The sequence below is a fragment of the Arcicella sp. GW821-FHT09D11 genome (assembly GCF_059416265.1).
Genome location: NZ_JBWKOV010000002.1, coordinates 802485 through 827869 on the forward strand (window position 1 = coordinate 802485; position 25385 = coordinate 827869).

The window sequence follows — 25385 nt, forward strand, 5'->3', positions numbered from 1 at the left end:
AGAATAGTATCGATTCTGGTAATTATAAAATCTTAAATTTGAATAGCATGAAGCTCAAAGGTTTCCTTTCAAGAATTAAATATGTGACAGCATTATTGTTCACCATAACAGCTGTCCATTCTATTCAGGCCCAGCAAGAGGTTCAATACTCACAATATATGTTCAATATGTTGCCAATCAACCCTGCTTATGCAGGAAGCCGTGATGTATTGAGCGCCACTGTAGTACATAGACAGCAATGGATAAATATTACGGGAGCACCCACTACGCAATCTTTTTCAGTTGACAGTCCTATCAATGGAGAGAAAGTAGGAGTCGGATTTCAAGCCTATAATGATAACATTGGGGATTTTAGGAATGTGGGTTTATATGGTTCTTATGCTTATAGAATAAAAGTAACGCAAAGAGCAACTTTAGCAATGGGTCTTCAAGCTGGTGCAACGAGTGTTTCTGGAAACTTAACACAAACACTATTAACTCAAACAGGTGACCAAGCTTTTACTTATTCTTTCAATAAATGGTTGCCTAATTTTGGAGCGGGCATTTATCTAAGTGATGACAGAGGGTATATAGGTTTCTCGTGTCCGAGTTTAATGCGAAATAGATTGATAGATGCTGAAGCAGGAAAATCGGGAGATTCAGTCACAAGACAAGAACGCCACTATTTTTTGATGATGGGTTATGTTTTCCCATTAGGTCGTTCATTTACGTTAAAACCATCAGTTTTATCTAAAATAACGCGTGATGTGGCTTCATTTGATTTAAATGCAAACCTTTGGTTTAATGATAGATTTGCCCTTGGTTGTTCTTGGAGAACTAATAATTTGAAATTCGCTTCTCCTTTTGCTAACCAATACGGTGATGCATTAATAGGAATGCTCGAGGTTCAGGCTACTGACCAAATCCGTTTTGGGTATGCTTATGATTACGCATTAAATGGTTTGAAAAATATACAAAAAGGTTCTCATGAATTTATGCTTCGTTATGAATTTGGATATCGTAAAACAAAAATACTTACACCACGGTATTTTTAATCAATCGATTGACGAGCATTATATAAGCAACATTCTTATATAAAAACCAGAATTGTAAAGAAACCTCCTAGTAATACTATAGATAGTAAAATATTTAAAACGATGATTAATTTGAATAAAATTATACTCTGTTTCTGTCTGATGTTGCTTGCAACAGTTGGGGCTATTGCGCAAACTTTAAAGGATGCCGAGTATCAATTCAAGCAGATGAGTTACCTAAATGCCTCTAAAATGTTTGAACAGGTATTAAAAGGTAAACTATCTGAAGCAGACCGTCAGGCTGCTTTAATTAAATTGGCTTATTCATACAGACAGATGCGTGATTCACAAAATGCTGAAAGGATTTATCATGAGCTAGTTTCAAAAGGTACGGCATTCTCTGGAGCAGATTCTAAAGTATATTTATATTATGCACAAGCGTTGGCGTCAAACGGTAAGTATAAAGAAGCTCAGGATGTTTATGAACAATATGCTAAAATTGAAATAGCGGATACAAGGAGCGGAGGATTTCAAAAATTATACAAAAACGTGGATGTTTTAAATAGAAATGCCGCTTGTTATAAAGTAGACTATTTATCACTAAATACCGACCATGCTGATTTTAGCCCGATGTATTATAAAAATGGCTTGGTTTTTAACTCGAGTAGGGTAAATGAAATCGGACTAAAAAGAATGTTTAGTTGGGATAATTCACATTTTCTGGATATGTATTATCTCAGTGATATCAATCAATTAACTACTACAACACCAGCAGGTTTAGGCAGTTCAGCGGATGATAAATTAAAAATCAAGAAAAGAGGTGCAGGAGTAGGCGAAGATGAATATACTGCTCCAACAGCCAACGATACTAAAACGATAGGTACTTATAGTGGCTCTAATATTTATAGAAATTTTGTAGAAACTCCTGGCGTAAAAACAGAGAGCTTTAGTAAAAGCCTCAATACAAAATATCATGAAGGCCCCATGACTTTTACAAGTGATGGAAAGAAAGTGATTTTTACGAGGAACAATTACAATAATGGTAAATACAAGACCTCTAGCGATAAAATCAACAAATTAAAAATATACACGGCTGATTTAAAAAATGGTGAATGGGAAAATGTTAAAGAGGTGCCATTTGATAACAATGATTTTTCTACAGGTCATCCAGCTTTGACGAAAGATGATAAATTAATGTATTTTGTATCAGATATGCCAGGAGGCTATGGTGGTACAGACATTTATGTGTGTGAATATCAAGATGGAAAATTTGGTAAACCCATCAATATGGGCCCACTTGTTAATACAATAGGCAATGAAATGTTTCCATTTGCTGACGAAAGAGGAAATTTATACTTTGCCTCAGACGGTCACCCTGGTCTTGGTGATTTAGATATTTTTTATGTGAAATTATCAGGCATGAATGCCGTGAGCAATGTGTCTAATATGGGAATGCCGATTAATTCAAGTAAAGATGATTTTGGATTAATTACCGACGGTGAACGCAAAACAGGCTATTTTTCTTCAAATCGTAAACGTGGAGGAACAGATGATGATATTTATCGTTTTACACGTGAATGTGATGAAAAACCAGAATGTCAGGAGCTACAAATAATCGTTTATGATTCAGACTCAAAAATGCCTTTGGATAATGCAGATGTAGAGATTTTGACTGATGGGAAATCTGTGATGAAAAAAACAGATTCAAATGGAGGATTTAAAATTTGTGTAGACTTGAACAAAGAATATAAGTTTAATGCCAGCAGAGATAACTATTTACCTAATTCAGTTTCTTTTACAACGATTGAAAGTAATTTATTAAAAGCCCTAGAGATTCCCCTGATGAGAGTAGGACTTGATGATACTTCAAATGTTGCTAAGGCTAAAAATACTTCACCATGTGCGGCAACGAAAATTATCAAAGGTAGGGTAACTGCAAGCAAAAATAAAACATCATTAGGTGGTGTTAAAGTAACGTTAACCAATGAATGTGACGGAAGTATTCAAACAGTTACGACAGGCGCAAATGGACTTTACCAATTCGAGATTTGTGAAGGATGTGAATATTCTATTGATGCTGCCAAAGAACATTTTGCTAGTAAAGGTAATAAAATAGAAAAATTGGGCGTGAATGACCCAACAGAAATCAATAGTAATTTAACGATGTTTGAAGAAGGTGATGTGATAGCACTTGATAATATTTATTATAACTATACGAAGTACGATATTCGTCCAGATGCAGCTGTAGAGTTGAATAAATTATTGAGGCTGATGCGACGTTATCCAAACATGAGAATCGAAGTACGTTCGCATACCGACAGTAGAGCTACGACAGAATTTAACCAAAAACTTTCAGAAAATCGTTCGGCATCTGTTGTTCAGTATTTAGTTAAAAGAGGTATCGCTGCTGACAGATTTGAAACTTCTGGTTATGGCGAAACACAATTGTTGAATGAATGTGCTGACGGTATAGAGTGTACAGAGGAACAACATCAGATAAATAGACGCTCAGAATTCAAGATTATACAATTAGAATAAAGAGATAAGACGAATACAAAAAGCCTATCCAGACATTGTTCGGGATAGGCTTTTTGTATTTATATAAGATTATACTTTAAGCTATACGGATAGGCAAAGTTAGATTTACTTCAAAAATACTATTCGTACATTTTACTTCTAATTGTCCGCCTATGGTTTTTACCCATTCATTTACGATGTATAAGCCTAGTCCAGTACCATTCATATCTTTGGTAATATGGGCTTGATAGAAAGGCTTTATGGCTTGAGTATCCATTTCATAGGTTCCTAAAAAATGGTTTTTAAGCGTCAATGTTAAGAATGAACTATTTGAAAGTATTTCAGAATAAATTCTATAATCTACATTGGCAAATTGAATGATATTTTGATAAAGTTCGGATAAGATATCTTCCACAAAAATGCTGTCATAGCCCTTAAGAGACGAAGCATTGTGGTGAGTAATTAGATGAAAATCAGAAGGTTTACTTTTTTTGAGTTGATGGAATAACTTATGCTCTAGTTTTATAACATCTACTTCTTCTTTTGAGGCATTTTTCCAAGGGTTTATGCCACAGATGAGTTGGTTATACCAAAGTAACTTACGCGTAATACGTAGCATCCTTTTGCCAGAAAGCCTTATGCCATCAATCAAAATTTGAAGTTCATTAATATCCAGAAAACTAGAGTTTTCAATGCTTTCTGACATTAAATCTGTAAAGTTTACTATGCCATTTAGTGGCGTAAGGTATTCATGGTTAGAGATACTTAAAAAAATATCGGTAGCATTTTTGCGAATTTCTACATCAGCAGAAGCTTTTTTGAGAGAACTAATTCTTAACCTAGAATTGATAGTTTCAATTAAATCTTTGGTAGTAAAGGGTTTTGTAAGAAAATCATCAGCCCCTAGATTCATCCCTTTCCGTTTGTCAGCGAAATCTGCCCTAGCTGATAGAAATATAAATGGAAGATTTACTAAACCTTTTTCATAACGAATAATTCTTAAAATCTCATACCCATCCATCTCGCCAAGCATAATATCACAAATAACAATATCTGGCTGAAAGGCTTCGATTAACTGGATTCCTGTCTCCCCATCTTCAGCAACAAAGCAGCTAAATCCGCTAATTTCTAAAATTGTTTTTGTATTATCGGCCAACAAAAAATCATCCTCTATCAATACAATTTTAATCATAATTGTTTTTGTGTAAGATATTATTGCTTCATATATTTCAAATTGAGGTGATTTAATCTATAAATTACCTATTTTATATTGAAGAACATCTATAATCATTAAAGAGGGGCACTGAAATTTTGTGTAGCAAGAAGAAGTGCTTCTTGTAATCTATTTTTACTAACTGGTTTTTCAAGATAAGCAGCCGTTTTCAACGTTATTCCAGCTAATTCACATAACTCTTCAAAACTACTTTGGCTAGCCGCTGATACGATAATAAGCTCTATTTGTTTATCCAAAAATTCTTCAGGATATGATTCTAGGTGAAACATAAATTCATATCCATCCATTACTGGCATATTCAAATCTAATAATATAATCAACTGCTTTTCGGTAGAATTTTTAATCCACTCTAAGGCCTCCTGTCCATCAGTAGTTTCGCTGTAAGGTATATTAAAGGATTGTAATGAACGAGCTAGCAATATTCTGTTAAGATGCTCATCATCTACAATTAATGTCTTAGGAATTTTATTCATTTTTTTACAAAATTTTATTAATATAGGTCAAATTCTCTTCAAAATAATAGCTGACATCAAAGAGATTGAGTTATTAATGATATACATGAGTTTACAGTTATATAAACTCAACATTACATAATTATTGACTCATGAAAATTTAAATATTTCACAAGTTTATTTTAATAAGTTTAATAATGGAATTGTTTCAATTTCAATAAATAATACTTAATATTCAAAGTACGTCTATCAATCATTGAATAATTTATATATTTATATAAAAGGATGACATAACTTAATTTTATGGTAAATTAAGAAATGGTCTTTTTGCTAAATTACTTATTTATTAATTAATAACAAAAAGAATAACTCCTCTTTTTACTAGGAAGTATTCTTTTTTATATACTAGTAATAGACCCATTTCAATTATAAATAACTGAAATAAAGGATAAATGTAGATCCTTCATTTTCTTTGCTATCAAAGCTGAGCTTTCCTCCGTTTATCTTGACTAAATTTTTTGCTATTACTAATCCTAAACCTGTTCCTTCTATCCTTCCGACGTTATTTGCCCTATAAAAAGAATTAAATACATTGTTTTTTACCTCAGACGGGATGCCTATCCCAAAATCTTGAATACTTATCTGAAAAGAGTCTTCGCTAAAGATTAAAGAAAGAATAGGGTTGGGATTATTCCGAGAATACTTGAAGGCATTTGATAATAAATTATCCAAGATTAAAGTAAGATGGAGGGGGTCTATTTGTGCAGTACGAGGTGAACCTGTCACTTTAAAATCTATAAATCTTCCATCTTTTTGCAAAACATTTTGTGCCTCTGTGCTTGTTTTAACCAATTCAAGAATATTTACATCTTCTTTATTGCAACTCAAATTGTTGGATTCTATTTTTCCAACAATCAAAATTTCGTTCATCAAATTGGTGATTCTATCAATCTGACTACTGATAATGTTCACATGTTTTGTAATATGTGGATTCTGTTCTTTATCAATCAATTGGATGATTTCAGTACTTGAACGAATCGTAGAGAGAGGCGTTCTAAACTCATGAGACGCTACGTTGACAAAAAGCGTCTTCAAATCATTCAATTCTTTTTCTTTTTGTAACGATGCCATCAAAACCTCTTCGGTGCGTTTTCTATCATTTATTTCTCTGGAAGAAGTAATAATTCGATGAGTAAGGTCGTAATCATCAAAAAATACTTTTGAATTAGTTTCCAGCCACACATAATTTCCATTGGCTTTTTTGAAGCGGTAACTCGTATAGGATGATGTAGTTTCGCCAAATGGCAATTGTTCTTTGTCAATAAGCTCTAAATCGTCTGGATGGTAATAATCGGATAGTTTTTTCCCAATTAAATCTTGAGGTTCATAGCCAGTAATTTGTTTGATAGAAGGCGACAGGTACAATAAGTTACCTTCTAAATCATGAATACAAACTAAGTCTTTTACATTATTGGAGAGTAATTCGTAAATATGGGCATTTTCTTTTTGTCTAGTGATATCTCTTAATGTTCCTGTAGCTCCAATGACAAATCCTTTAGGGTCTGAAATAAACGTAACTGAAGCCTTAATCCATTTTATTTCTCCAGTTTTTGTAATGAATCTGGCGAGGTGCTTACTCGTAGGCTTTTTTTCACGTATTAAGGCATCAAACAATTGTTCTTTTTGGGCGGCATCTTCTGGGTGCATAAACTCATAAAATGGTCGTCCTAAAGATTCCTCTATACTATAGTTGAGGATTTTTGTCCAAGAATCATTCAAGAATGTCCAGTGCCAATGCTGATCAGTTTTAAAAACGATGTCGCTAATAAGATTAATTACTTCGTGATATTGGCTTTCTGAATATTGTACGTTTTCAGTAGCGAAAGGAATCGTGTTGGGAAGTACAAGAAACTGTACCAAAATCATGGAAACAATACCGTTTTCATCCGAAAGTGGTGTAAACTTCTGCTTCATTGTATTTGGTTCAAGCTCAAAAGATTCTCCTTCAAATGTTCTTTTATAGTGTTCAACAATTGATAAGAAAAATGGATGTTCTGATGTAGTTACTTTACTGATTTCATGTAATTGTGGTAGTTCATCAAAACTGAATTTATAAGAATCTATGAAAGATTTATTAAAATAAACGAATCGGTATTCTCTATCTAAAATATAAACATTGCCTTCTAATGAATTCAATATTACTTCCGATAAATAATTAATCGAGGAAGATGTCATCTGCTAATGGCGGTTTTAAATTTTTAATATGATGATAACTTACTACTCAATTGAACGGGTTTATATAATTTAAATAAAGATAAAACAAAATATTTATTCATATTAATGAAAAAATAAATATTGTAAAATCTATAGAAAAAATTAGAATAAGTATATTAATTAGTTTTATAATTTTTTGAAATGGCGGTTTGTTTTACTGTTTATTGGGTGTTAAACATTATTTTTTAAGTTGCGAAATTATAAAAATAATGATAGAACGCCCTGTATGACAACTGGAATTATACTTATTTTAGTATAATTTTTTTAAGTATAATAATCTAAGAATAAATATAGGGTTTAGCTAATTAGAATTTGAAGTTTGAGGGTAGAAATAGACTGGTTGTGTTGAAGAATTGTAAATTCAAAAATTACCGATTACTTTGAAGTTACCGTGTTATTATTTTTTAGTAAAATAAAGGATTTTTTCTGATAAAGGTATCATTTTCGAAAGATACTCTATATTCGGATATAAAATGGCTACTTTTTAGATAATAATCTGTAGAAATTATCTGAGCCCCCGAAAGTTTAGCCGCTTCAAATTGTGAAAAATCGTTTTTACGGGCTTGAATAGTTTCAGCATCAGCACGTGTTCTGACGATATAGCCGCTTTCTACATACTGTTTTATTAATGCTTGATTCTTTTTGGGGTCATTTAAAATTAATATAGCAGCCTCAGGGGTGTTGGGTAGGGCATTAACAAACATTACTCTGCCTTTTAAGGAAGGATGATGCTCAATAAACATATTTCTTTTTGTCCCTTCTTCGTCTAAAACAAAAATAAATTTGCCACGCGCATTTTTTAGTTTTGGCCAGTTTGATTTTAATACGGCATTTTCTAAAGTTGAGTAATTGCCTTGAATATCAGCAGGTTTGATTAGTTTTTCTTCTCCCAAATAATGTTTAATATCATCTTCCAGCGCATCAAAAGTTTTAGCAACGAATTTTTCAGGTATGATAAATCCTGGTTTTCTTATCTCATCGTCTTTGGCATTCATCGTGATGAAAATAGGCTCATGCTTAGGGTTTTTCTTAGACCATTCTTTTAGTTCAATCAGATAATCTTTGAAAAGAGGATGATGACTTCTGAAGTCTATGTCTTGCACGTGGAATACTTTGAAGCCAGGCAATTGCATTTTTTTTTCAGTATCAAAAAGGGGCTGATTTTTTACTAATTTCATTCCGTAAGGTTCAGCATATTTGCCTCCTAAAGTATCTGAATACACATCAATTTCTAAATTTCTTAAGCCTAAGTCGAGCTGCGTTGTAATAGGAGGGTGGCTGTATTCTAAGCCAGATAAATCGGGTTTGTTCTTCCCATTGATTAATTTGAAGAGGGTGGAATCAATGGCTACTTTATAACTATTGTGTGAGCCAATTACTTGAATTTTATTGATGGTTAGCTGGTCTAAATTTTTTGTCGAAATAGAAAAACCAAATGCTACTATTACTGCAATCAAAAAAAGTTTCATACGTATTTATACTTTAAAGAGAATATTTTGGGCTTTTGGGAAAATGCAAGTGGGTGAAATTACTTAATAAAAATTCATCTTCTATTATGAACTATACTAATTAACTGAATGATATTTATTTTGTAATATTTTAATAATTATCGCTCTATACTATATCAGAATATAGGCTAGTCTACACAAAATGTATCATCATATAATATGCCAATTTTTTTTTTAGGACTAAATTTATCAAAATGAGGACACTCTTAGGTTATATTGAAACATAAATCATGCTTACTTTGTAGTAATAAAGTATTAATCAGTGTTGATACTTTTAAATAACTATTAATTTAAAAATTATAATCAATGACTTCATTAGAAATCGTAAAACAATATTACGAGTGTTTTAATCAAAAAAATTGGGCTGGAATGTTGGCTCTTTTACACCCAGACGTTCGCCATGAGCCTAACCAAGGTGAGCCAAGAATTGGTATCGAATTGTTTACTGAATTTATGAAACACATGGATGAGTCTTACGAAGAAACATTGACTGACATGGTGTTTTTTGAAGAACCTAATAACGAACGTGTATCTGTAGAGTTTGTGGTAAATGGGATTTATAAAAAAGGTGAAGAAGGTTTGCCAGAAGCACACAATCAGTCATATATTTTACCAGCAGCGGCATTTTTAGGAATAACGGATGGAAAAATAAGTAGAGTAACTACCTATTATAATCTCCCTTTGTGGATTAAATTGGTTTCAGAATAAGCAGCTATTCAATGCAGACAATCTCATATATTACCAAAAAAGGCCAAGAAATTAGCACCATTTTTGAAGATTTAGCACAATTAAGAATTACCGTTTTTCATGATTTCCCTTATCTTTATGAAGGTACGCTAGCTTATGAAATAGAGTATCTGAAGGTATATTCAGAAGCAGAAAGAGCTTTTGTGTTTGCTGTTTATGACGGTAAAAAAATGGTGGGAGCTACCACCTGTATTCCATTAGCTGACGAAAGCCCCGAAGTACGGTTACCTTTTGAAAAAGCTGGATTTGATATTGATACCATCTTTTATTTTGGGGAAAGTATTCTTTTAAAAGATTATAGAGGGCTAGGACTTGGGCATCGTTTTTTTCATGAGAGAGAAACGTATGCTAGAAGTTTTCATAATTATAAAACTACTTGCTTTTGTGCAGTAGACCGTGGTGAAAACCATCCTTTACAGCCAAAAGACTATCGATCAAACGAGGCTTTTTGGACAAAACGAGGCTATCGCAAAGAAGTTTCTTTACAAAGTACTTTTGAATGGCCCGATATTAATGAAAGTATATCAACGCCCAAAACGATGATTTACTGGAAAAGAGATTTATAAATTAACCAATAATGAACGTAAGGATTGCCTCGGCCCAATACCCAATTACTGAACATCTCTCTTTTGAAGATTGGTATAAACATACCGAAAATTGGGTTTTGAATGCCGTTCAACAAAATGCACAATTACTACTTTTTCCAGAATATGGTTCTATGGAGTTAGTAAGTATTTTCGATAAAACAATTCAGGACGATATTCAGCAACAAGTATTAGCATTACAAACCCTAAAAGAGGCATTTTGTAAGGTTTTTGCTGATTTGGCTAATAAGTATCAAGTAATTATTGTGGCACCTAGTTTTCCTGTACTTGAAAACGATAAGATTTTTAATCGAGCTTTTGTTTTTTCAACAAGAGGATTAGTAGGGTTTCAGGATAAGTTTTTCATGACTCGTTTTGAAAATGAAGAATGGGGAATAGATACTGCTGACCCTAAAAATCTAACACTTTTTGAAGCCGAATGGGGAACATTTGGTATCCAAATTTGCTATGATGTTGAATTTGCTTTAGGCTCGCAAATACTATCGACAGCGGGGGCATCTTTAATTTTAGCGCCAAGTTGTACAGAAACTATTCGAGGAGCTACGCGTGTACATATTGGTGCTAGGGCTAGGGCCTTGGAAAATCAGGCTTATACCGTCGTTTCTCAAACAGTTGGTAATGCTCTCTGGTCGCCAGCGGTGGATATCAACTACGGTTTTGCAGGATTTTATACAACCCCCGATAAGGGAATGCCCGAAGAAGGAATCATTGCTACGAAAAAACCACAAGAAATAGGATGGCTAGTAGATATTTTAGACTTTTCAGCGATTGAGGAAGTAAGGAATGACGGACAAGTATTCAACTTCAAAGACCATCAACAGCTAAAGGTTGGGTTTGAAGAAATGAACATTAACATTCTCAGAGCTTCTATCTGAAAGCTTACAGCTATCGTCCTAACTGAATTTAAAGAAATAAACATTCACCTTCTTAAAGCTCACAACTCATAGCTCAAAGCTATGGTTGTGAGCTTTTTTTTGTACTATTTTATGTATTTTTATTAGCTATTTATGATTAATCAATTGATTAAAATTATTGATTAAGGACTTGTTTTTAGTTATTTTGTTGTATACCTTTGTCTTATTAATCAATTGAATTATGAAGTGCCTAACAAAATCAGCTGAAGATAAAATTAAAGAAGCTGCTATTAAAGTTTTTCTGGAAAAAGGGTTCGACGGAACCACTACTCGAGACATAGCCAAAGAAGCAGGGGTAAACAGTGCTTTGATGAACTATTATTTCAGAAGTAAGGAAAAACTGTTTTCAAGCGTCTTTGAAGAAATGCTTCAATTGTTTTTTGATGGAATTATCGAGATATTTAATAAACCTATTCCTCTGAAAGAAAAAATCTCGGATATTATCGATCACGATTTTCAGATGTATAAGAGTAACCCAGATTTGTCAAATTTTATTATTCACGAATTACATCGAAACCCTGATCGTTTTTTTAGTGCAGTATCCTTTGATAAAATATTATGTCATTCCATTTTTGCGCAGCAATTGAATGAGTCTATCAAAGCCGAGGTGATTAGGAAAATAGATATTCAGCATATATTATTATTGATGAAATCTAATGTTCAATTTATATTTCAAGGTAAGGTGATGACCTGTAAACTTTGGAATATGAACGATGCAGAATTTGATGTTTTTGCTGAAAAGCACAAAGTAATTATCAAGGAAATGATTATCCAATATTTATTTAGCTCTGAAAAATAGAGCTAATTTTTTTACCTATATTTTAATCAAATGATTAAATCAGAGATATAAATCAAAAGAATAAACTAAACGATTAAATTATTCCACTCATGATACATTCAAGATGGTCTTTCGTTTTTATAATGATGTTAGTTGCATCAGTAACGAAGGCACAAGAACTTACTCTCGACCAATTAGTAGACCAAGCTTTAAAGAACAACCAGCAAGTACAATTATCGAGGTTAAACGAACAACAAACAGATGCTCAGATTAGTGAAGTAAAAGCGAAAGCAAGACCACAGGTAAATTTGACAGGCGACTATAAACGTTACTTGAAAATTCCGGGTCAAGTAGTACCCGCTTCTACATTTGGTGGAGCCGAAGGAAGTTATCAAGTATTAGCCTTAGGCTTACCTTATAACTTATCAACATCAGTACAGGTTTCACAAGCATTGTATAGCCCTTCCATCAACATAGGTTTAAGAGCAGCCAAGCTAAGTGTTGATTTAGCAAGTTTACAAACCTTGAAAACCAAAGAAGAAGTAGCCTATAGCGTTTCTACTACTTATTATAACCTACAGACTATTGCTCAACAAATGGCTTTTTTGAAAAGCAATGTTGCTTCGCTTGATAGATTGATTAAAGTAACGGATTTACTTTACCAAAACAAATTATCACAAGGCATTGATGTAGATAGACTAAGAATCAGCAGAACGCAATCTCAAACACAATTGGAATCTCTTCAAGGTTCATATCAGGAATTAATCAACGCTTTAAAATACCTGACAGGGACTTCTCAATCAGAAAACCTAAGTGTAAAGATTGACATCGACCAAAATGCTGCTGTACCAACATTGATAGCCAGCGATGCCATGAACCGAACCGACCTATTGATTTTAGAACGCCAAAAAGCTTTGAATGAACAAAGTACGTTGAATACTAAAGCAGGATTCTTACCAACACTTTCAGCTTACGGTGTGGCTAACTCTACTTTTTTCGGAAAAGATGGCGATAATAGTGTGCTGAAAAATGTACCAGGATATTGGGTTGGCTTACAACTCAACTGGAATATTTATGATGGCTCTGCCAGAAAATCGAAACTTGTTCAGCAAAAAATTGAGAATCAAAAAATATCAATTCAATCAGACCAAACCAAAGAGAGCATCTCGATGGATATTGCCAATGCCCGTACTAAGTTTTATGTAGAACAAAGAAACATTGTTGCTAGCAGAGAACAAGTAGCATTAGCAGAAAAGGTGTATACACAAACACAATTGCAGTTTAAAGAAGGCACTACGGCCTTAACTGAAGTAATTCAGGCTGAAAATGCCGTACAAGAAGCTCAGAATAATTACCTAACCACACTAGTTAATCTACGTTCTGCTGATTTGAATTGGAAAAAAGCCTCGGGTACTATTATTCCTAAACAATAATATTCATTTATAAAAAATCAACATATCAAACAATGAAACGTCTTACTATCATATTAGCCCTTATTGCCACCCTTGGCTTAACGGCATGGAAATTATCTTCTAACAAAGAAAAAGTAGCAAACAAAGTTTATCAGCCCGATGTAAACCTAAAGGTTGGTGTAACTACTTCAGTAGCAGCATTACGAAATTTATCCCAAGAAAGTGAGTTTTTAGGATCTTTTACACCTAATCGTGAAATTGAAATTAAGCCTTTGGCAGGTGGAGAAGTGGTTCAATTGCCTATCAATGAAGGTCAAGGCGTAAGAGCAGGACAATTGATTGCTAAATTGGATGACGAACAAATTCGTTTTCAAATTGAAGCATTGCAAGTAACCCTAGAAGGCTATCAGAACGATTTAAAACGTTATGAAGTATTAGTAAAAGGTGATGCAGTGCCAGCAGTGAACTTAGAAAGAACTCAATTGAGCATCAGAGGAACGCAAGCACAGATTAAACAATTGAAGAAACAATTAGAGAATACCGTGATTACAACTCCTTTTGCAGGGATTGTTACTTCAAAAATGATTGAGAAGGGTTCAGTAGTATCGATGGGTGCGCCTATTGCTAAAATCACAGATATATCAGCGTTAAAATTAGTAGTAAATATTCCTGAGAAATCAATTAATCAATTTAGAGTAGGTCAATCAATCTCTATCGAAACACAAGTATACCCTAACGTATACTTCAAGGGTAAGGTAAATATGGTAGGGGTTGAAGGCGATGCGGCTCATAATTATCCTGTAGAAATCATTGTTCAAAATGGTAATAACAACCCTTTGAAAGCTGGTATGTATGGTTCAATTGTGAACGAAAACCAATTGAAAGCACAAACGTTGGCAGTACCCCGTCAGGCAATTGTGGGTTCTACTAAAAAAGCACAGGTTTACATTATTGATAACGGAAAGGCTGTATTGAAAGACGTAACAATCGGCGTGACAAACAATGAATATTACGAGATTACTAAGGGAATAAAAGAAGGTGACCAAGTAATTGTAAGTGGTCAGATTAACCTACAAAATGGTACGCCTGTAGTGGCTCAATAAATCTAACAATTAAGCTAATGAAATTCGTAGAAACCATCATAAAACGCCCTTCTGTTATCATAGTGCTATTTGCTGTGTTAGTATTAGGAGGGTTAGTATCGTATAATAAGTTGAGTTATGTATTATTGCCAGAGTTTTCGATAGGAACGCTGACTATTACAACGATTTATCCTGGAGCAGCACCCACAGAGGTAGAGTCGGAAGTGAGTAAAAAGATTGAAGATGCTATTTCTGGCCTTGATAATATAGACATCGTTACCTCAAAATCTTTAGAAAGTGCCTCTATCGTTATCGTACAGTTCAAAGCAGGAACCGATATGGATAAGGCAATGGAAGATGCACAAAGGGATGTGAATAACATGGTTAGTGATTTACCAGACGATGCCAAAACACCATCTCTTTCAAAAATATCACCGAGCGACCAACCAATTATGCAATTGTTGGCTACCTCAAGTTTACCTAATTCAGTTTTTTATCAGCAGGTAGAAGATAAATACTTGCCTGTTCTTCAGCAAATACAAGGTGTTGCTGAAATCACGATGGTAGGAGGAGAGAAACGTGAGATTCGTGTAAACGTAGATGATGATAAATTGAATTATTATGGCTTATCATTGCTTCAAGTAACGCAAGCGATTGACCAAGCTAACTTAGATTTCCCGACTGGTAAAGTAAAAAGTAAAGCTGAAAACATGACATTGCGTTTGGCGGGTAAATTTACTTCATTAGACGAAATCAGAAATTTAGTCATTGCTACCCCACCTAATGGAAGTCCGATTCGTGTAGCAGATGTTGCCAATATTACAGATGGGTTAGGTGAAATAGAAAGCATTAGCCGTTATAACGGTACCGATGGAATCGGTCTATTTATCAAGAAACAGTCTGATGCCAATGCCGTAGAAATTAGCCGATTAGTCCAAGAAAAACTAGCCGCTATTGAAAAAGCAAATGCTAGTGATAAAGTAAAATTTGCCATCGCTTACGACAGCAGTATTTTTACCCTAGCGTCTGTAGAAGCCGTAACACACGATTTATTTTTGGCTGTTATTTTGGTGGCTGTCGTAATGCTTTTGTTTTTGCATAGTTTCCGTAATGCTTTTATCGTAATGGTCTCAGTGCCTGCTTCGTTGATTTCTGCCTTTTTGTTTATGTATTTAATGGGCTATTCACTCAACTTGATGACATTGCTGGCACTTTCATTGGTAATTGGTATTTTGGTCGATGACTCTATTGTGGTTTTGGAAAACATTCAAAGACACTTAGAAATGGGTAAAAATCGTTGGGATGCAACCCTTGATGGGATGAGCGAAATCGGTTTTGCCGCAGTGGCTATTACGCTCGTGATTGTGGTAGTTTTCGTACCAATTACTTTTGTAAGCTCAGTAATTGCCGATTTACTTCGTCAGTTTTCACTGACAGTTGCCTTTGCTACGATGGTCAGTTTATTAGTAAGTTTTACCCTTACTCCTTGGATGACCTCACGCTTAGCAAGACTAGAACACTTGAATCCTAAGAATCCTTTCCAAGCGTTTTTATTGTGGTTTGAAAGTGGATTAACAGCCCTGATAAAATGGTATCATAGTAGTTTAGAGTGGGTGCTTTCACACAAAATAGCCTTTACAGCCATTTTAGTGTCACTTTTTGTAGCAACAGGCTGGGTGATGTCCCTTAGTATTATCGGTCAAGAGTTCGTGGCTCAGGGCGATCAGGGTAAGTTTTTGTTGACGATGAAACTTGATAAAAGTGCTTCATTACAACAAAACAACCTGAAAGTGAGAGAAGTAGAAACATATTTACACAAGAATCCTGCTGTAAAAACGATATTTTCGAACATCGGTGGCGCAAGTACAGGCTTGAATAGTACTGGTCAGGGTGAAACGAATAGAAGTGAATTAACAGTTGAGTTAAAACCAGTTGAAGAACGTGAGAAGCATCTAGCTACTGAAGACTTTATGATTGATTTACGCAAGGAATTAGGTCAAAAATTTGCGGGGGTAGAATTCAATTCTTCAATCATTGGGATGGTAAATTCAGGGTCAGCACCTATCGAAATATTTTTAGGAGGCGAACATCTAGACCAATTGTTAGTAGCTGCGAAAGATTTGAGTAATCGTTTAAGAACTACTCCAGGAGCCAACGACATAAACATTTCTGTAGATGATGGAAACCCAGAAGTACAAGTAAATGTAGACCGTGAGAAAATGGCGAAACTGGGACTAAACATCCAAACAGTAGGTGCAACGTTACAGAATGCTTTTGCTGGTAACGACGATTCGCAATTTAAAGATGGCTCAGAAGACTATGATATCAGAATTATGTTGGATGCCTTCGACCGCAAGAATCCAGAAGACGTAAAAAATATTAACTTTTACAGTCCGATAGCAGCTCGCCCTGTTCGTTTAGCCGAATTTGCGAATGTGTCTTTAAGCACTGGCCCTTCGATTTTAGAAAGAAAAAACAGACGTTCATCTGTCACCGTAACAGCCAATACGTTAGGGCTTGGCTCAGGAACATTGATTGCCGCCATCAAAGCAGATTTAGTTAAAAATCCGTTGCCAAGCAATGTAACCCTTACGTGGGGAGGTGATGCTAAAAACCAAGACGAAGGCTTTGGTTCACTAGGATTGGCCATGTTAGCGGCGTTAATTTTAGTGTATTTCATCATGGTTTTGTTATACGACAGTTTTATTTATCCTTTAGTAGTATTGCTCTCTATACCAGTAGCAGTGATTGGTGCATTGCTTGCTTTAGCCCTTTCGAGTTCTAATATTGGGATTTTTGCGATGCTTGGTATGTTAATGTTGATGGGGTTGGTCGTGAAGAACGCTATCCTAATTGTTGACTTTGCCAATCAGCAAAAGGCAGAGGGCGTACCCTTCCGCAAAGCGATATTACATGCAGGAGAAGAACGTTTGAGACCCATCTTAATGACTACCATTGCCATGGTAATTGGTATGATACCCATCGCTACGGCAAGTGGTGCTGGTGCGGAATGGAAAAACTCGTTAGCATGGGTATTGATAGGTGGTTTAACTAGCTCAATGTTGCTTACAGTGTACTTAGTACCAATGGTTTACTACTTAGTAGACAGGCTAAAAGAGAGTTGGACTAAATTTAGAATGAAGCCTAGTAAAGAAGTACCATCTGTACAATTTGTTGATTAATTTATTTTTTTAATTAAACCTTATTGTTGTTTATAAGTCTAATAACATGTGGCATAGTTTTTTGGTAAACTATAAGGTATGTCTTTACATCTGATAACTGATAATAAGGTTTAATTAACATTCTTATCACCCACTTTAATGATGCTTAAATGAAATTAAAAGCTATAAAATTTTCTTTTCATTAAATTATTAACATAAGTCATTTTTTTAAGACTTTAAATAGGATAGACTTGTTTTCTAAAAGTTTCTTAAAAATATTTTTTGGACTATTCCTTGTTTTAATAGGTCATTTTTTTTGATAAAAAAATATTGAATCTAAGGGTAAAAACTTTGAACCTTTTAAAAGTTTCCATAGTTTATTTTAATATAGTAATAATTAATCTAAATACTTTTTTTTAATCATATACAGATAATGCTGTATGTATAATTCGAAGAAACCGAGTATACCAATATGTACGTTTTTTGAATTTTCTTCGTCGCATTTTTTAACTTTTAATTGTATGAAAGACATCATTGTACAACCAGCCACAGGTAAATTGGGAATTTTAATGCCAGGTATGGGTGCCGTTGCAACGACATTTGTTGCAGGCGTTCTTGCAAGTCGCAAGGGCATCGCTCAACCAACAGGCTCTCTTACTCAAACTGCTAATATCCGCCTTGGAAAACGCACTGAGAACAGAAATCCAAAAATCAAAGATTTTGTGCCTTTAGCTAATTTAAATGATTTAGTATTTGGTGGATGGGATGTGTATGCCGACAGTATGTATGATGCTGCTGTGAATGCTGGAGTGCTTGAGAGGGGATTAATCGAGCAAGTGAAAGATGAACTTGAAGTGATTAAACCAATGAAAGCCGTTTTTGATAAACGTTATGTGAAAAACCTTGACGGCGAAAACGTAAAAACTGGCGCAACTAAACAAGAATTGGTTGAAGCATTACTTGAAGACATTGATAACTTCAAAATTGCCAACGACTGCGAGCGTTTAGTAATGGTTTGGTGTGGTTCTACTGAAATTTATCACGAAGCTAAAGAAGTACACGCATCTTTAGAAAACTTTGAGGCGGGTCTTTTAAGCAATGACCCAGACATTGCTCCTTCAATGATGTATGCTTATGCAGCCTTGAAATCAAATGTTCCTTTTGCGATGGGTGCTCCTAACTTATGTTTAGATATCCCTGCTTTAGAAGAACTAGCAAGAATTACAGGAACACCAATAGCAGGTAAAGATTTCAAAACTGGTCAAACGTTGATGAAAACCATCGTAGCGCCAGGTCTTAGAGCACGTGCTTTGGGTGTTAGAGGTTGGTTCTCTACAAACATCTTAGGAAACAGAGATGGTTTGGTATTAGATGCGCCTGAAAACTTCAAAACCAAAGAGGTATCTAAAGGAAACGTATTAGACGGTATTTTAGATGCTAGCATCAATCCAGAATTGTATGGGGATATTCACCATAAAGTAAGAATTGAATATTATCCACCGCTAGGTGACAACAAAGAAGGTTGGGATAATATCGACATCTTTGGATGGTTGGGTTACCAAATGCAAATCAAAATCAATTTCCTTTGTCGTGACTCTATCTTAGCAGCGCCAATTGTACTTGATTTAGCAATATTCCTAGACCTTGCTCAAAGAGCTAACTTATCAGGCGTTCAAGAATGGCTATCATTCTACTGGAAAGCTCCACAAACATTGCCAGAATTAGAACCAATTCATGATATTTTCAAACAATTGGAAAAATTAGAAAATACACTTCGTTATTTAATGGGCGAAGAACTAATCACTAATCTTGGTATGGACTATTATCAAGATGTTGATGCAGAAGTAGAACTCTAATTAGGTACCCAATAAAAGAAATGGCTCTTGCTCATGTAAAATTTCAAGAGCCATTTTTCTATTATGTTGAATTTTCATAAAATCTTTGCTTCCGCACTCGGATTAGGATTTATCCCAAAAGGTTCGGGAACTTTCGGAGCATTGTTGGCTTGTGCTATTATAGCGGGTATTTTTCGTTTGGTAAACGATACTTTTTATTATCATCTAACCTTAATTATACTAACAGTAGTATTTACATTCGTAGGCAGGTGGTCATCTGCTATCATGGAAATACACTGGGGCGAAGATGCTTCTAAAATAGTAATCGACGAGGTGGCTGGAATGTGTTTAAGTTTATGCTTCATTCCATTTTCATGGCAAAATCTACTGATAGCATTTATCTTATTCAGATTCTTTGATATATATAAACCATTCAATATTAGAAGTTTTGAAAAATATGGTAATGGTTGGGGTGTCATGCTTGATGATGTAATGGCAGGAATTTGGGCCAATGGATGTTTACAAGTAATCATCTTTTTCCTGTGAGCGATGTCTAATTTTTTCAAACCTTTTTTCCGTTTTGTTCCAGTTTCAGCTCTTGCAACTTTTGTAGATTTTAGTACTTCTTATTTAGTGCTTCACTATCTAGGTTTTTCTTATACATTATCTACTATCTCAGGCAATGCCGCTGGCGCAATCATTGGTTTTGTTTTGTCTAGGCTATGGGTGTTTCAAGATGCAAAAACTGAAAAGACCCAATGGCAATTAATGAAATATATACTTGTTTCGATAGGGAATTCAGCAATGAACACCCTTGGTGTTTTAGGCCTCAGTAAAATTATAACAGCAGATTATCTAATCATAAGGGCATTAGTCGGGACGTTCGTATTCGTAGTCTATAGTTATGGATTGAACAGATTGTTCGTGTTTAATGCAAAAAATCATGAAAAAATATCTATTTAATATAATAGCAAACCACTTTAATAGTAATATTACTTTACGAACAGTATGCTATTTATTTTTGAGCATCGCTTCAATATCGTCTGTATTCGGACAACAACAAACGAAAGTAAAAGGGAAAATCATTGATAGTAAAACCAATGAGGCTATACCCTTTGTCAATATCATTGTACAAGGTACAAAGCAAGGCATCCAGACAGATATCAATGGTAACTATACCATGGATATTCAAGATGGGCAAGCTACTAAAATCCAATTTTCATCTATTGGCTATAAAACTGAAGTAAAAACTTTTAAAAGAGATATAAGCCAAACAATCTCTATTAAATTAATTCCTCAGTCGCAAAACTTAACAGAAGTAACTGTAAAGGCTAAAAAAGAAAAGTACCGTAATAAAGATAACCCAGCAGTAATTTTAATAAGAAAGGTAATTGCTCACCGCGATGAAAACCGTAAGGAAGGATTAGACTATTATCAATACGAGAAATACGAGAAGGTTCAATTAAACCTAAACAATATTGATGAAGATTATAAGAAGAAGAAGATGTTCAAAAATTTTCAATTTATCTTCGATAATCTTGATACTTCAAAAACGACAGGTAATGTTTCATTACCCCTTTATTTAAAAGAGACTGTAGCAGATGTGTACTTTAGGAAAAATCCGAAGGATGAAAAGGTATATATCAAAGGCGAGAAAAAAATTGGGTTAGACCAATACATTGATAACAATGGTATCGCCTCATATATCAATCGTTTGTATGAAGATATTAATATTTATGATAGCAATATTAGCTTGCTGACCAACCAGTTTATCAGTCCGATTTCTAATTTATCCCCAACTTTTTACAGATTCGTCATTTTAGATACACTTCAATTCCAAAATATGAAGTGTGTTAATTTAGGTTTTTCACCCCGTAACCCTTCAGACTTCGCTTTTGTAGGGAATATGTATATTTCGTTAGATTCTAATTTTTCGGTCAGAAAAGTGAAATTAGGCGTGCCTAGAAGCATCAATCTTAATTTTGTGAACGAACTTTTGGTGGAACAAGAATTTGTACCTGTTGAGGATAACAAGTTGATGCTTGCTAAAGATGAAATTACAATCGACTTTGGGTTCAGTAAAAAAGAAAATAAAAGAGGGATTTTAGGAAAGCGGTCAGTTTCGTATCAAAACTATGTGCTGAATAAGCCTATCGAGAACAGCATCTTTAAGCCAATTCAAAAGAATGTCTTGATGGATATGGCTTTGGATAAAAGTGATGATTTTTGGGCATCGGCTCGCCATGAAGGATTAAACAGTGTTGAAAAAGGGATTTACCAAATGGCTGATAGTATTCAGCAAGTACCTTCTTTTAAGCGGTTTATGACTATCGCTGGATTGGTTCTATTTGGATACAAAGATTTTGGTGATTTTGAGATTGGCCCTGCCAATGCATTTTATAGTTTTAACCCAGTAGAAGGATTCCGACTGCGTTTTGGGGGTAGAACGATGGCAAAACTTAATCCGAAATTGTATTTAGAAACCTATGCAGCTTATGGTTTTAAAGACGAACGTTGGAAAGGCTATCTTGGGGTTACTTATAACTTAGGCAATAATTCAATCTATGAATTTCCGAATAATTACCTAAGAGTTTCCTATCAGGATGAAGTGAGGATTCCGGGACAGGAATTACAGTTTATTCAGGAAGATAACGTGTTGTTATCTTTCAAAAGAGGGATAAACGATAAAATGACATACAACAAAATTTTCCGTTTAGACTATCGTCATGAATCAAGAAATGGTATCAGTTACGAATTAGGATATAAAAATCTTACCCAAGAAGCAGCAGGTTCATTGTCATTTGAAAGATACGCAAGTGCGAATCCTTCACCAGATGTTAAGCCCTATAATGAAAAGGATTTAACAAGTTCAGAATTATCAGTAAACTTGAAATTTGCCCCCAATGAGCAATTTTATCAAGGCAAAAACTATAGAATACCGATTATTAACAAATATCCTATCTTCCAATTGCGTTATAGTTTAGGTATCAGTAATTTCTTGAAAGGAGATTATAATTATCATAACCTTACTTTCAGAGCCAACAAGCGTTTCTTTATATCGCCAATTGGTTATACCGATATTACGGCTGAAGGAGGAAAGATTTTTGGAACAGTGCCTTATCCGTTATTGATAATTCACCGTGCTAACCAATCGTATTCTTATCAGTTAGAGTCATATAACTTAATGAACTTCTTGGAGTTTGCTTCTGATAGATATGCGGCCGTATTTGTAGACCATTATTTTAATGGATTTATTTTTAATAAATTACCTCTTATCAAAAAACTAAAGCTTAGAGAAGTGATTACTTTCAAGGGGCTTTGGGGAGGAATAAGTGCTAAGAATTTGCCTGAGAACAATTTAAGTTTGTATCGTTTCCCAGAAGCGGCAGATGGTACAGTCTTAACCAACTCATTAGCAAATGGGCCTTATATGGAAGCTAGCGTTGGTGTATCTAATATTTTTAAAGTATTTAGGATAGACTTGGTAAAACGACTTTCGTATTTGGATAATCCTAATGTATCTGAATACGGTATTCGTGGTAGGTTTAAATTTGATTTTTAATACTCTAAATAATCTCTTAAAGCTATGTATACATTAAAAACTGTGGGACAACAGGTAATTTATCAAATTATCAATCCCTTTATTAAATTATTAATTGTGCTAAAAGTAACGCCAAACGTCATTACGACGATTGGGCTGATTCTGAATGTTTTTGCAGGAGGTATTTTTATATACGCTGCCGAGGCTTCGTTCCGAGGTGACTTTAGTTATATAGGGTGGGGCGGAGCAATGATTTTGTTTGCTGGTGTGTTTGATATGATTGATGGAAGGCTGGCACGTGTAGGCAATATGTCTAGTAAATTTGGTGCTTTCTACGATTCTGTATTAGACAGATATAGCGAAATGTTCATGTTTTTAGGCATCTGTTATTACCTGATTTCTCATCATTATTTATTCAGTTCGTTCTTTGCTTTTTTAGCATTGATTGGCTCGTCGATGGTAAGCTATACACGTTCAAGAGCCGAAGGGCTAGGCGTGAAGTGTGATATTGGCTGGATGCAACGTCCTGAAAGAATTGTTATTATTGGTGGCTCTGCTTTGCTTTGTGGTATTTTAGCACCCATCATCGGAAATGATTTTAAAATTCAAGGCTTAGAACCTAATATTCCTTGGTTTGAAACCATCTCTATTTTTACAATTCCAATGTCAATCGTGGCGGTGTTGTCAAATTATACAGCCCTGCAAAGAATTGAACATACCAAAAAGTCTTTGGCTGAAAATGAAAAATAAACAATTACAAAGGCTTTTGATAGTTAGTATAATCCTTACTTTAATAACAAGCTTTTCACCCATTAATTATCCTAAAGTGCCAGATTCGCCTGTTAGGTTATTCTATATCCAACGAAGTGCTAATATAAACACCATTGTTTATGATGCCAATTTATTGCCAAATGGAGATTTCGATAAAGAAAATCCTATCAGCGTATATTGGATACGTTATCAAGAACAAGGGCAAAAAAAGGAGCTTACTTGGATACAGAATTTTCTGGCTTATGGAATTAGTGCTAAAGAAACTACCCGAGAAAATGATTTTGACGCTTGGGTAGTTTCTTACAAAAAAAGGAAACTGAAAGTAGGGTTTGACAAGCATAAAAAGCCTTGTGCACAATTAGAAATTAACCACAAACTAGCTAGGTTAGATCATGTTTTTGTGAAAACAGAAGGGAGTAATCTGCGACCAAAAGTACTTTACGTTGAAATTTTTGGAAAAGACATGACTACTGGAGAAGATATTTATGAAAAAATTAAGCCTTGATTTTTGGGCACTTGACGAGAGTAAAAGTTTTTTAAGGTTTACTCGGAGGAATATTGTACTCACATTATCGATAAGTATCGTTTATTTTATCTGGTTTGGTCAAGTAATTACTTACCGTCCAGAACATTCTATCCTTTACTTTCTACTACTCTTTTTATTCTATTGCAATAGTATTACCCGTAGCTTTATGAAAGCTATGTTTCCCTTTGTAATATTTTGGGTAGTTTACGATTCCCTCAGGATTGTCCCCAATTATACGATTAATCCTATTCATATTCAACAACCTTATCTTCTTGAAAAGTTTTTGTTTGGGGTAAATGATAATGGTATTAGAATAACCCTCAACGAGTATTTTACTAAATATCATACTACTTTTTTAGATTTACTGTCGGGACTATTTTATATCAACTGGGTTCCTGTGCCTTTGTTGTTTGGTATTTATGTCTTCTTGAAAGACAAAACTATCATGTATAGTTTTGCCTATTGTTTCCTTTTCGTAAACCTGATTGGCTTTTGTGTGTATTATATTTATCCAGCGGCTCCGCCTTGGTATGTTGCTGAATATGGTTTTACAGAACACTTTAATATTATGGGTAATGTAGGCAATCTAAAGTACTTTGATATGCTAGTAGGCAGTCCAGTTTTTAAAGGTCTTTATGAAAAAAATGCCAATGTTTTTGCCGCTATGCCCTCATTGCATTCCGCTTATCCTTTGATAGTACTGTACTTTGCCATTCAGAAAAAGATGGGCTATTTCATTATTTTTTTCGTAGTGTTTTGTTTGGGTATTTGGGGTTCGGCAGTCTATTCAAATCATCATTATGTCATAGATGTATTGGCTGGTATTAGTTGTGCTGTTTTAGGAATAATGCTATTTAATGTTTTCGTACGTAAACCCATGATAAAATACATTTTACCTTTATAAAACAGCCTTACAACCTTGGCTATTAATGAGCTATTGTTAATGAAGATAAATACTAAATTTTAAATATGAAATATTGTACTATTCTAATAAAATGTACTGTATATGAACAAA

The 25385-nt window shown here is 34.4% G+C and carries 20 protein-coding genes; 16 read left to right on the forward strand and 4 right to left on the reverse strand.

What is annotated here, in order from left to right:
- Positions 1 to 47 precede the first annotated feature (47 nt).
- Both AC07N0_RS08505 and AC07N0_RS08510 read left to right on the forward strand, forming a co-directional pair.
- A complete protein-coding gene (locus AC07N0_RS08505; protein WP_492802207.1) occupies positions 48 to 1034 on the forward strand; it encodes a PorP/SprF family type IX secretion system membrane protein in 987 nt (328 codons plus the stop codon).
- Positions 1035 to 1136: 102 nt separating this feature from the next.
- On the forward strand, positions 1137 to 3551 hold the full coding sequence (locus AC07N0_RS08510; RefSeq protein WP_494588833.1) for a carboxypeptidase regulatory-like domain-containing protein: 2415 nt from the start codon (positions 1137 to 1139) through the stop codon (positions 3549 to 3551).
- A 76-nt stretch (positions 3552 to 3627) separates the two neighbouring features.
- Here AC07N0_RS08510 and AC07N0_RS08515 read toward each other — a convergent pair whose 3' ends face one another.
- The 4 genes from AC07N0_RS08515 to AC07N0_RS08530 form a co-directional block, all read right to left on the reverse strand.
- Positions 3628 to 4722 (reverse strand): hybrid sensor histidine kinase/response regulator, encoded by a 1095-nt coding sequence (locus AC07N0_RS08515; RefSeq protein WP_494588834.1) that lies wholly within the window; start codon positions 4720 to 4722, stop codon positions 3628 to 3630.
- A 98-nt stretch (positions 4723 to 4820) separates the two neighbouring features.
- Complete coding sequence (locus AC07N0_RS08520) at positions 4821 to 5237, reverse strand: response regulator (RefSeq protein ID WP_492802213.1); 417 nt, start codon at positions 5235 to 5237, stop codon at positions 4821 to 4823.
- A 405-nt stretch (positions 5238 to 5642) separates the two neighbouring features.
- Positions 5643 to 7451: a PAS domain-containing sensor histidine kinase gene (locus AC07N0_RS08525; RefSeq protein WP_494588835.1), complete on the reverse strand. Its 1809-nt coding sequence runs from the start codon at positions 7449 to 7451 to the stop codon at positions 5643 to 5645.
- Positions 7452 to 7894: 443 nt separating this feature from the next.
- Positions 7895 to 8959: a phosphatidylinositol-specific phospholipase C1-like protein gene (locus AC07N0_RS08530; protein ID WP_494588836.1), complete on the reverse strand. Its 1065-nt coding sequence runs from the start codon at positions 8957 to 8959 to the stop codon at positions 7895 to 7897.
- 345 nt (positions 8960 to 9304) lie between these two features.
- On the opposite strand from AC07N0_RS08530, the gene AC07N0_RS08535 reads away from it, so the two are divergent.
- The 14 genes from AC07N0_RS08535 (at position 9305) to AC07N0_RS08600 (ending at position 25274) form a co-directional block, all read left to right on the forward strand.
- The gene (locus AC07N0_RS08535; protein ID WP_492802218.1) at positions 9305 to 9706 is read left to right on the forward strand and encodes a nuclear transport factor 2 family protein; all 402 of its coding nucleotides are present in this window, start codon (positions 9305 to 9307) and stop codon (positions 9704 to 9706) included.
- An 11-nt stretch (positions 9707 to 9717) separates the two neighbouring features.
- Positions 9718 to 10311 (forward strand): GNAT family N-acetyltransferase, encoded by a 594-nt coding sequence (locus tag AC07N0_RS08540; protein ID WP_494588837.1) that lies wholly within the window; start codon positions 9718 to 9720, stop codon positions 10309 to 10311.
- 11 nt (positions 10312 to 10322) lie between these two features.
- The gene (locus AC07N0_RS08545) at positions 10323 to 11225 is read left to right on the forward strand and encodes a carbon-nitrogen hydrolase family protein (protein WP_494588838.1); all 903 of its coding nucleotides are present in this window, start codon (positions 10323 to 10325) and stop codon (positions 11223 to 11225) included.
- A 220-nt stretch (positions 11226 to 11445) separates the two neighbouring features.
- Entirely contained in the window at positions 11446 to 12063 is a 618-nt protein-coding gene (locus AC07N0_RS08550) for a TetR/AcrR family transcriptional regulator (RefSeq protein ID WP_492802223.1), read from the forward strand.
- 89 nt (positions 12064 to 12152) lie between these two features.
- Positions 12153 to 13475 (forward strand): TolC family protein, encoded by a 1323-nt coding sequence (locus AC07N0_RS08555; RefSeq protein ID WP_494588839.1) that lies wholly within the window; start codon positions 12153 to 12155, stop codon positions 13473 to 13475.
- 32 nt (positions 13476 to 13507) lie between these two features.
- A complete protein-coding gene (locus tag AC07N0_RS08560) occupies positions 13508 to 14557 on the forward strand; it encodes an efflux RND transporter periplasmic adaptor subunit (protein WP_494588840.1) in 1050 nt (349 codons plus the stop codon).
- 17 nt (positions 14558 to 14574) lie between these two features.
- A complete protein-coding gene (locus AC07N0_RS08565) occupies positions 14575 to 17718 on the forward strand; it encodes an efflux RND transporter permease subunit (RefSeq protein ID WP_494588841.1) in 3144 nt (1047 codons plus the stop codon).
- A 500-nt stretch (positions 17719 to 18218) separates the two neighbouring features.
- Complete coding sequence (locus AC07N0_RS08570) at positions 18219 to 19553, forward strand: inositol-3-phosphate synthase (protein ID WP_492802230.1); 1335 nt, start codon at positions 18219 to 18221, stop codon at positions 19551 to 19553.
- A gap of 63 nt (positions 19554 to 19616) precedes the next feature.
- A complete protein-coding gene (locus AC07N0_RS08575) occupies positions 19617 to 20078 on the forward strand; it encodes a phosphatidylglycerophosphatase A family protein (RefSeq protein WP_494588842.1) in 462 nt (153 codons plus the stop codon).
- A 3-nt stretch (positions 20079 to 20081) separates the two neighbouring features.
- Entirely contained in the window at positions 20082 to 20495 is a 414-nt protein-coding gene (locus AC07N0_RS08580; protein WP_492802234.1) for a GtrA family protein, read from the forward strand.
- Positions 20476 to 23094, forward strand: a complete 2619-nt coding sequence (locus AC07N0_RS08585; RefSeq protein ID WP_492802235.1) for a DUF5686 and carboxypeptidase-like regulatory domain-containing protein — start codon at positions 20476 to 20478, stop codon at positions 23092 to 23094. The genes AC07N0_RS08580 and AC07N0_RS08585 overlap by 20 nt, the downstream gene beginning before the upstream one ends.
- Before the next feature lie 24 nt (positions 23095 to 23118).
- Entirely contained in the window at positions 23119 to 23823 is a 705-nt protein-coding gene (locus tag AC07N0_RS08590; RefSeq protein WP_494588843.1) for a CDP-alcohol phosphatidyltransferase family protein, read from the forward strand.
- Positions 23813 to 24349 (forward strand): DUF4833 domain-containing protein, encoded by a 537-nt coding sequence (locus tag AC07N0_RS08595; protein ID WP_494588844.1) that lies wholly within the window; start codon positions 23813 to 23815, stop codon positions 24347 to 24349. The genes AC07N0_RS08590 and AC07N0_RS08595 overlap by 11 nt, the downstream gene beginning before the upstream one ends.
- Positions 24330 to 25274 carry a phosphatase PAP2 family protein gene (locus AC07N0_RS08600; RefSeq protein WP_494588845.1) on the forward strand — a complete coding sequence of 315 codons (945 nt, stop codon included), beginning with the start codon at positions 24330 to 24332 and terminating at the stop codon, positions 25272 to 25274. Before AC07N0_RS08595 ends, AC07N0_RS08600 begins: the two co-directional genes overlap by 20 nt.
- The last annotated feature ends 111 nt before the right edge of the window (positions 25275 to 25385 follow it).

Bases quoted from the DNA above. Each gene is read 5' to 3' on its own strand.
- AC07N0_RS08570 (WP_492802230.1), top strand. From the start codon at position 18,219: ATGAAAGACATCATTGTACAACCAGCCACAGGTAAATTGGGAATTTTA.
- AC07N0_RS08515 (WP_494588834.1), bottom strand. From the start codon at position 4,722: ATGATTAAAATTGTATTGATAGAGGATGATTTTTTGTTGGCCGATAAT.
- AC07N0_RS08510 (WP_494588833.1), top strand. From the start codon at position 1,137: ATGATTAATTTGAATAAAATTATACTCTGTTTCTGTCTGATGTTGCTT.
- AC07N0_RS08550 (WP_492802223.1), top strand. From the start codon at position 11,446: ATGAAGTGCCTAACAAAATCAGCTGAAGATAAAATTAAAGAAGCTGCT.
- AC07N0_RS08585 (WP_492802235.1), top strand. From the start codon at position 20,476: ATGAAAAAATATCTATTTAATATAATAGCAAACCACTTTAATAGTAAT.
- AC07N0_RS08535 (WP_492802218.1), top strand. From the start codon at position 9,305: ATGACTTCATTAGAAATCGTAAAACAATATTACGAGTGTTTTAATCAA.
- AC07N0_RS08595 (WP_494588844.1), top strand. From the start codon at position 23,813: ATGAAAAATAAACAATTACAAAGGCTTTTGATAGTTAGTATAATCCTT.
- AC07N0_RS08540 (WP_494588837.1), top strand. From the start codon at position 9,718: ATGCAGACAATCTCATATATTACCAAAAAAGGCCAAGAAATTAGCACC.
- AC07N0_RS08505 (WP_492802207.1), top strand. From the start codon at position 48: ATGAAGCTCAAAGGTTTCCTTTCAAGAATTAAATATGTGACAGCATTA.
- AC07N0_RS08565 (WP_494588841.1), top strand. From the start codon at position 14,575: ATGAAATTCGTAGAAACCATCATAAAACGCCCTTCTGTTATCATAGTG.
- AC07N0_RS08600 (WP_494588845.1), top strand. From the start codon at position 24,330: ATGAAAAAATTAAGCCTTGATTTTTGGGCACTTGACGAGAGTAAAAGT.
- AC07N0_RS08545 (WP_494588838.1), top strand. From the start codon at position 10,323: ATGAACGTAAGGATTGCCTCGGCCCAATACCCAATTACTGAACATCTC.
- AC07N0_RS08580 (WP_492802234.1), top strand. From the start codon at position 20,082: ATGTCTAATTTTTTCAAACCTTTTTTCCGTTTTGTTCCAGTTTCAGCT.
- AC07N0_RS08520 (WP_492802213.1), bottom strand. From the start codon at position 5,237: ATGAATAAAATTCCTAAGACATTAATTGTAGATGATGAGCATCTTAAC.
- AC07N0_RS08525 (WP_494588835.1), bottom strand. From the start codon at position 7,451: ATGACATCTTCCTCGATTAATTATTTATCGGAAGTAATATTGAATTCA.
- AC07N0_RS08590 (WP_494588843.1), top strand. From the start codon at position 23,119: ATGTATACATTAAAAACTGTGGGACAACAGGTAATTTATCAAATTATC.
- AC07N0_RS08530 (WP_494588836.1), bottom strand. From the start codon at position 8,959: ATGAAACTTTTTTTGATTGCAGTAATAGTAGCATTTGGTTTTTCTATT.
- AC07N0_RS08555 (WP_494588839.1), top strand. From the start codon at position 12,153: ATGATACATTCAAGATGGTCTTTCGTTTTTATAATGATGTTAGTTGCA.
- AC07N0_RS08575 (WP_494588842.1), top strand. From the start codon at position 19,617: ATGTTGAATTTTCATAAAATCTTTGCTTCCGCACTCGGATTAGGATTT.
- AC07N0_RS08560 (WP_494588840.1), top strand. From the start codon at position 13,508: ATGAAACGTCTTACTATCATATTAGCCCTTATTGCCACCCTTGGCTTA.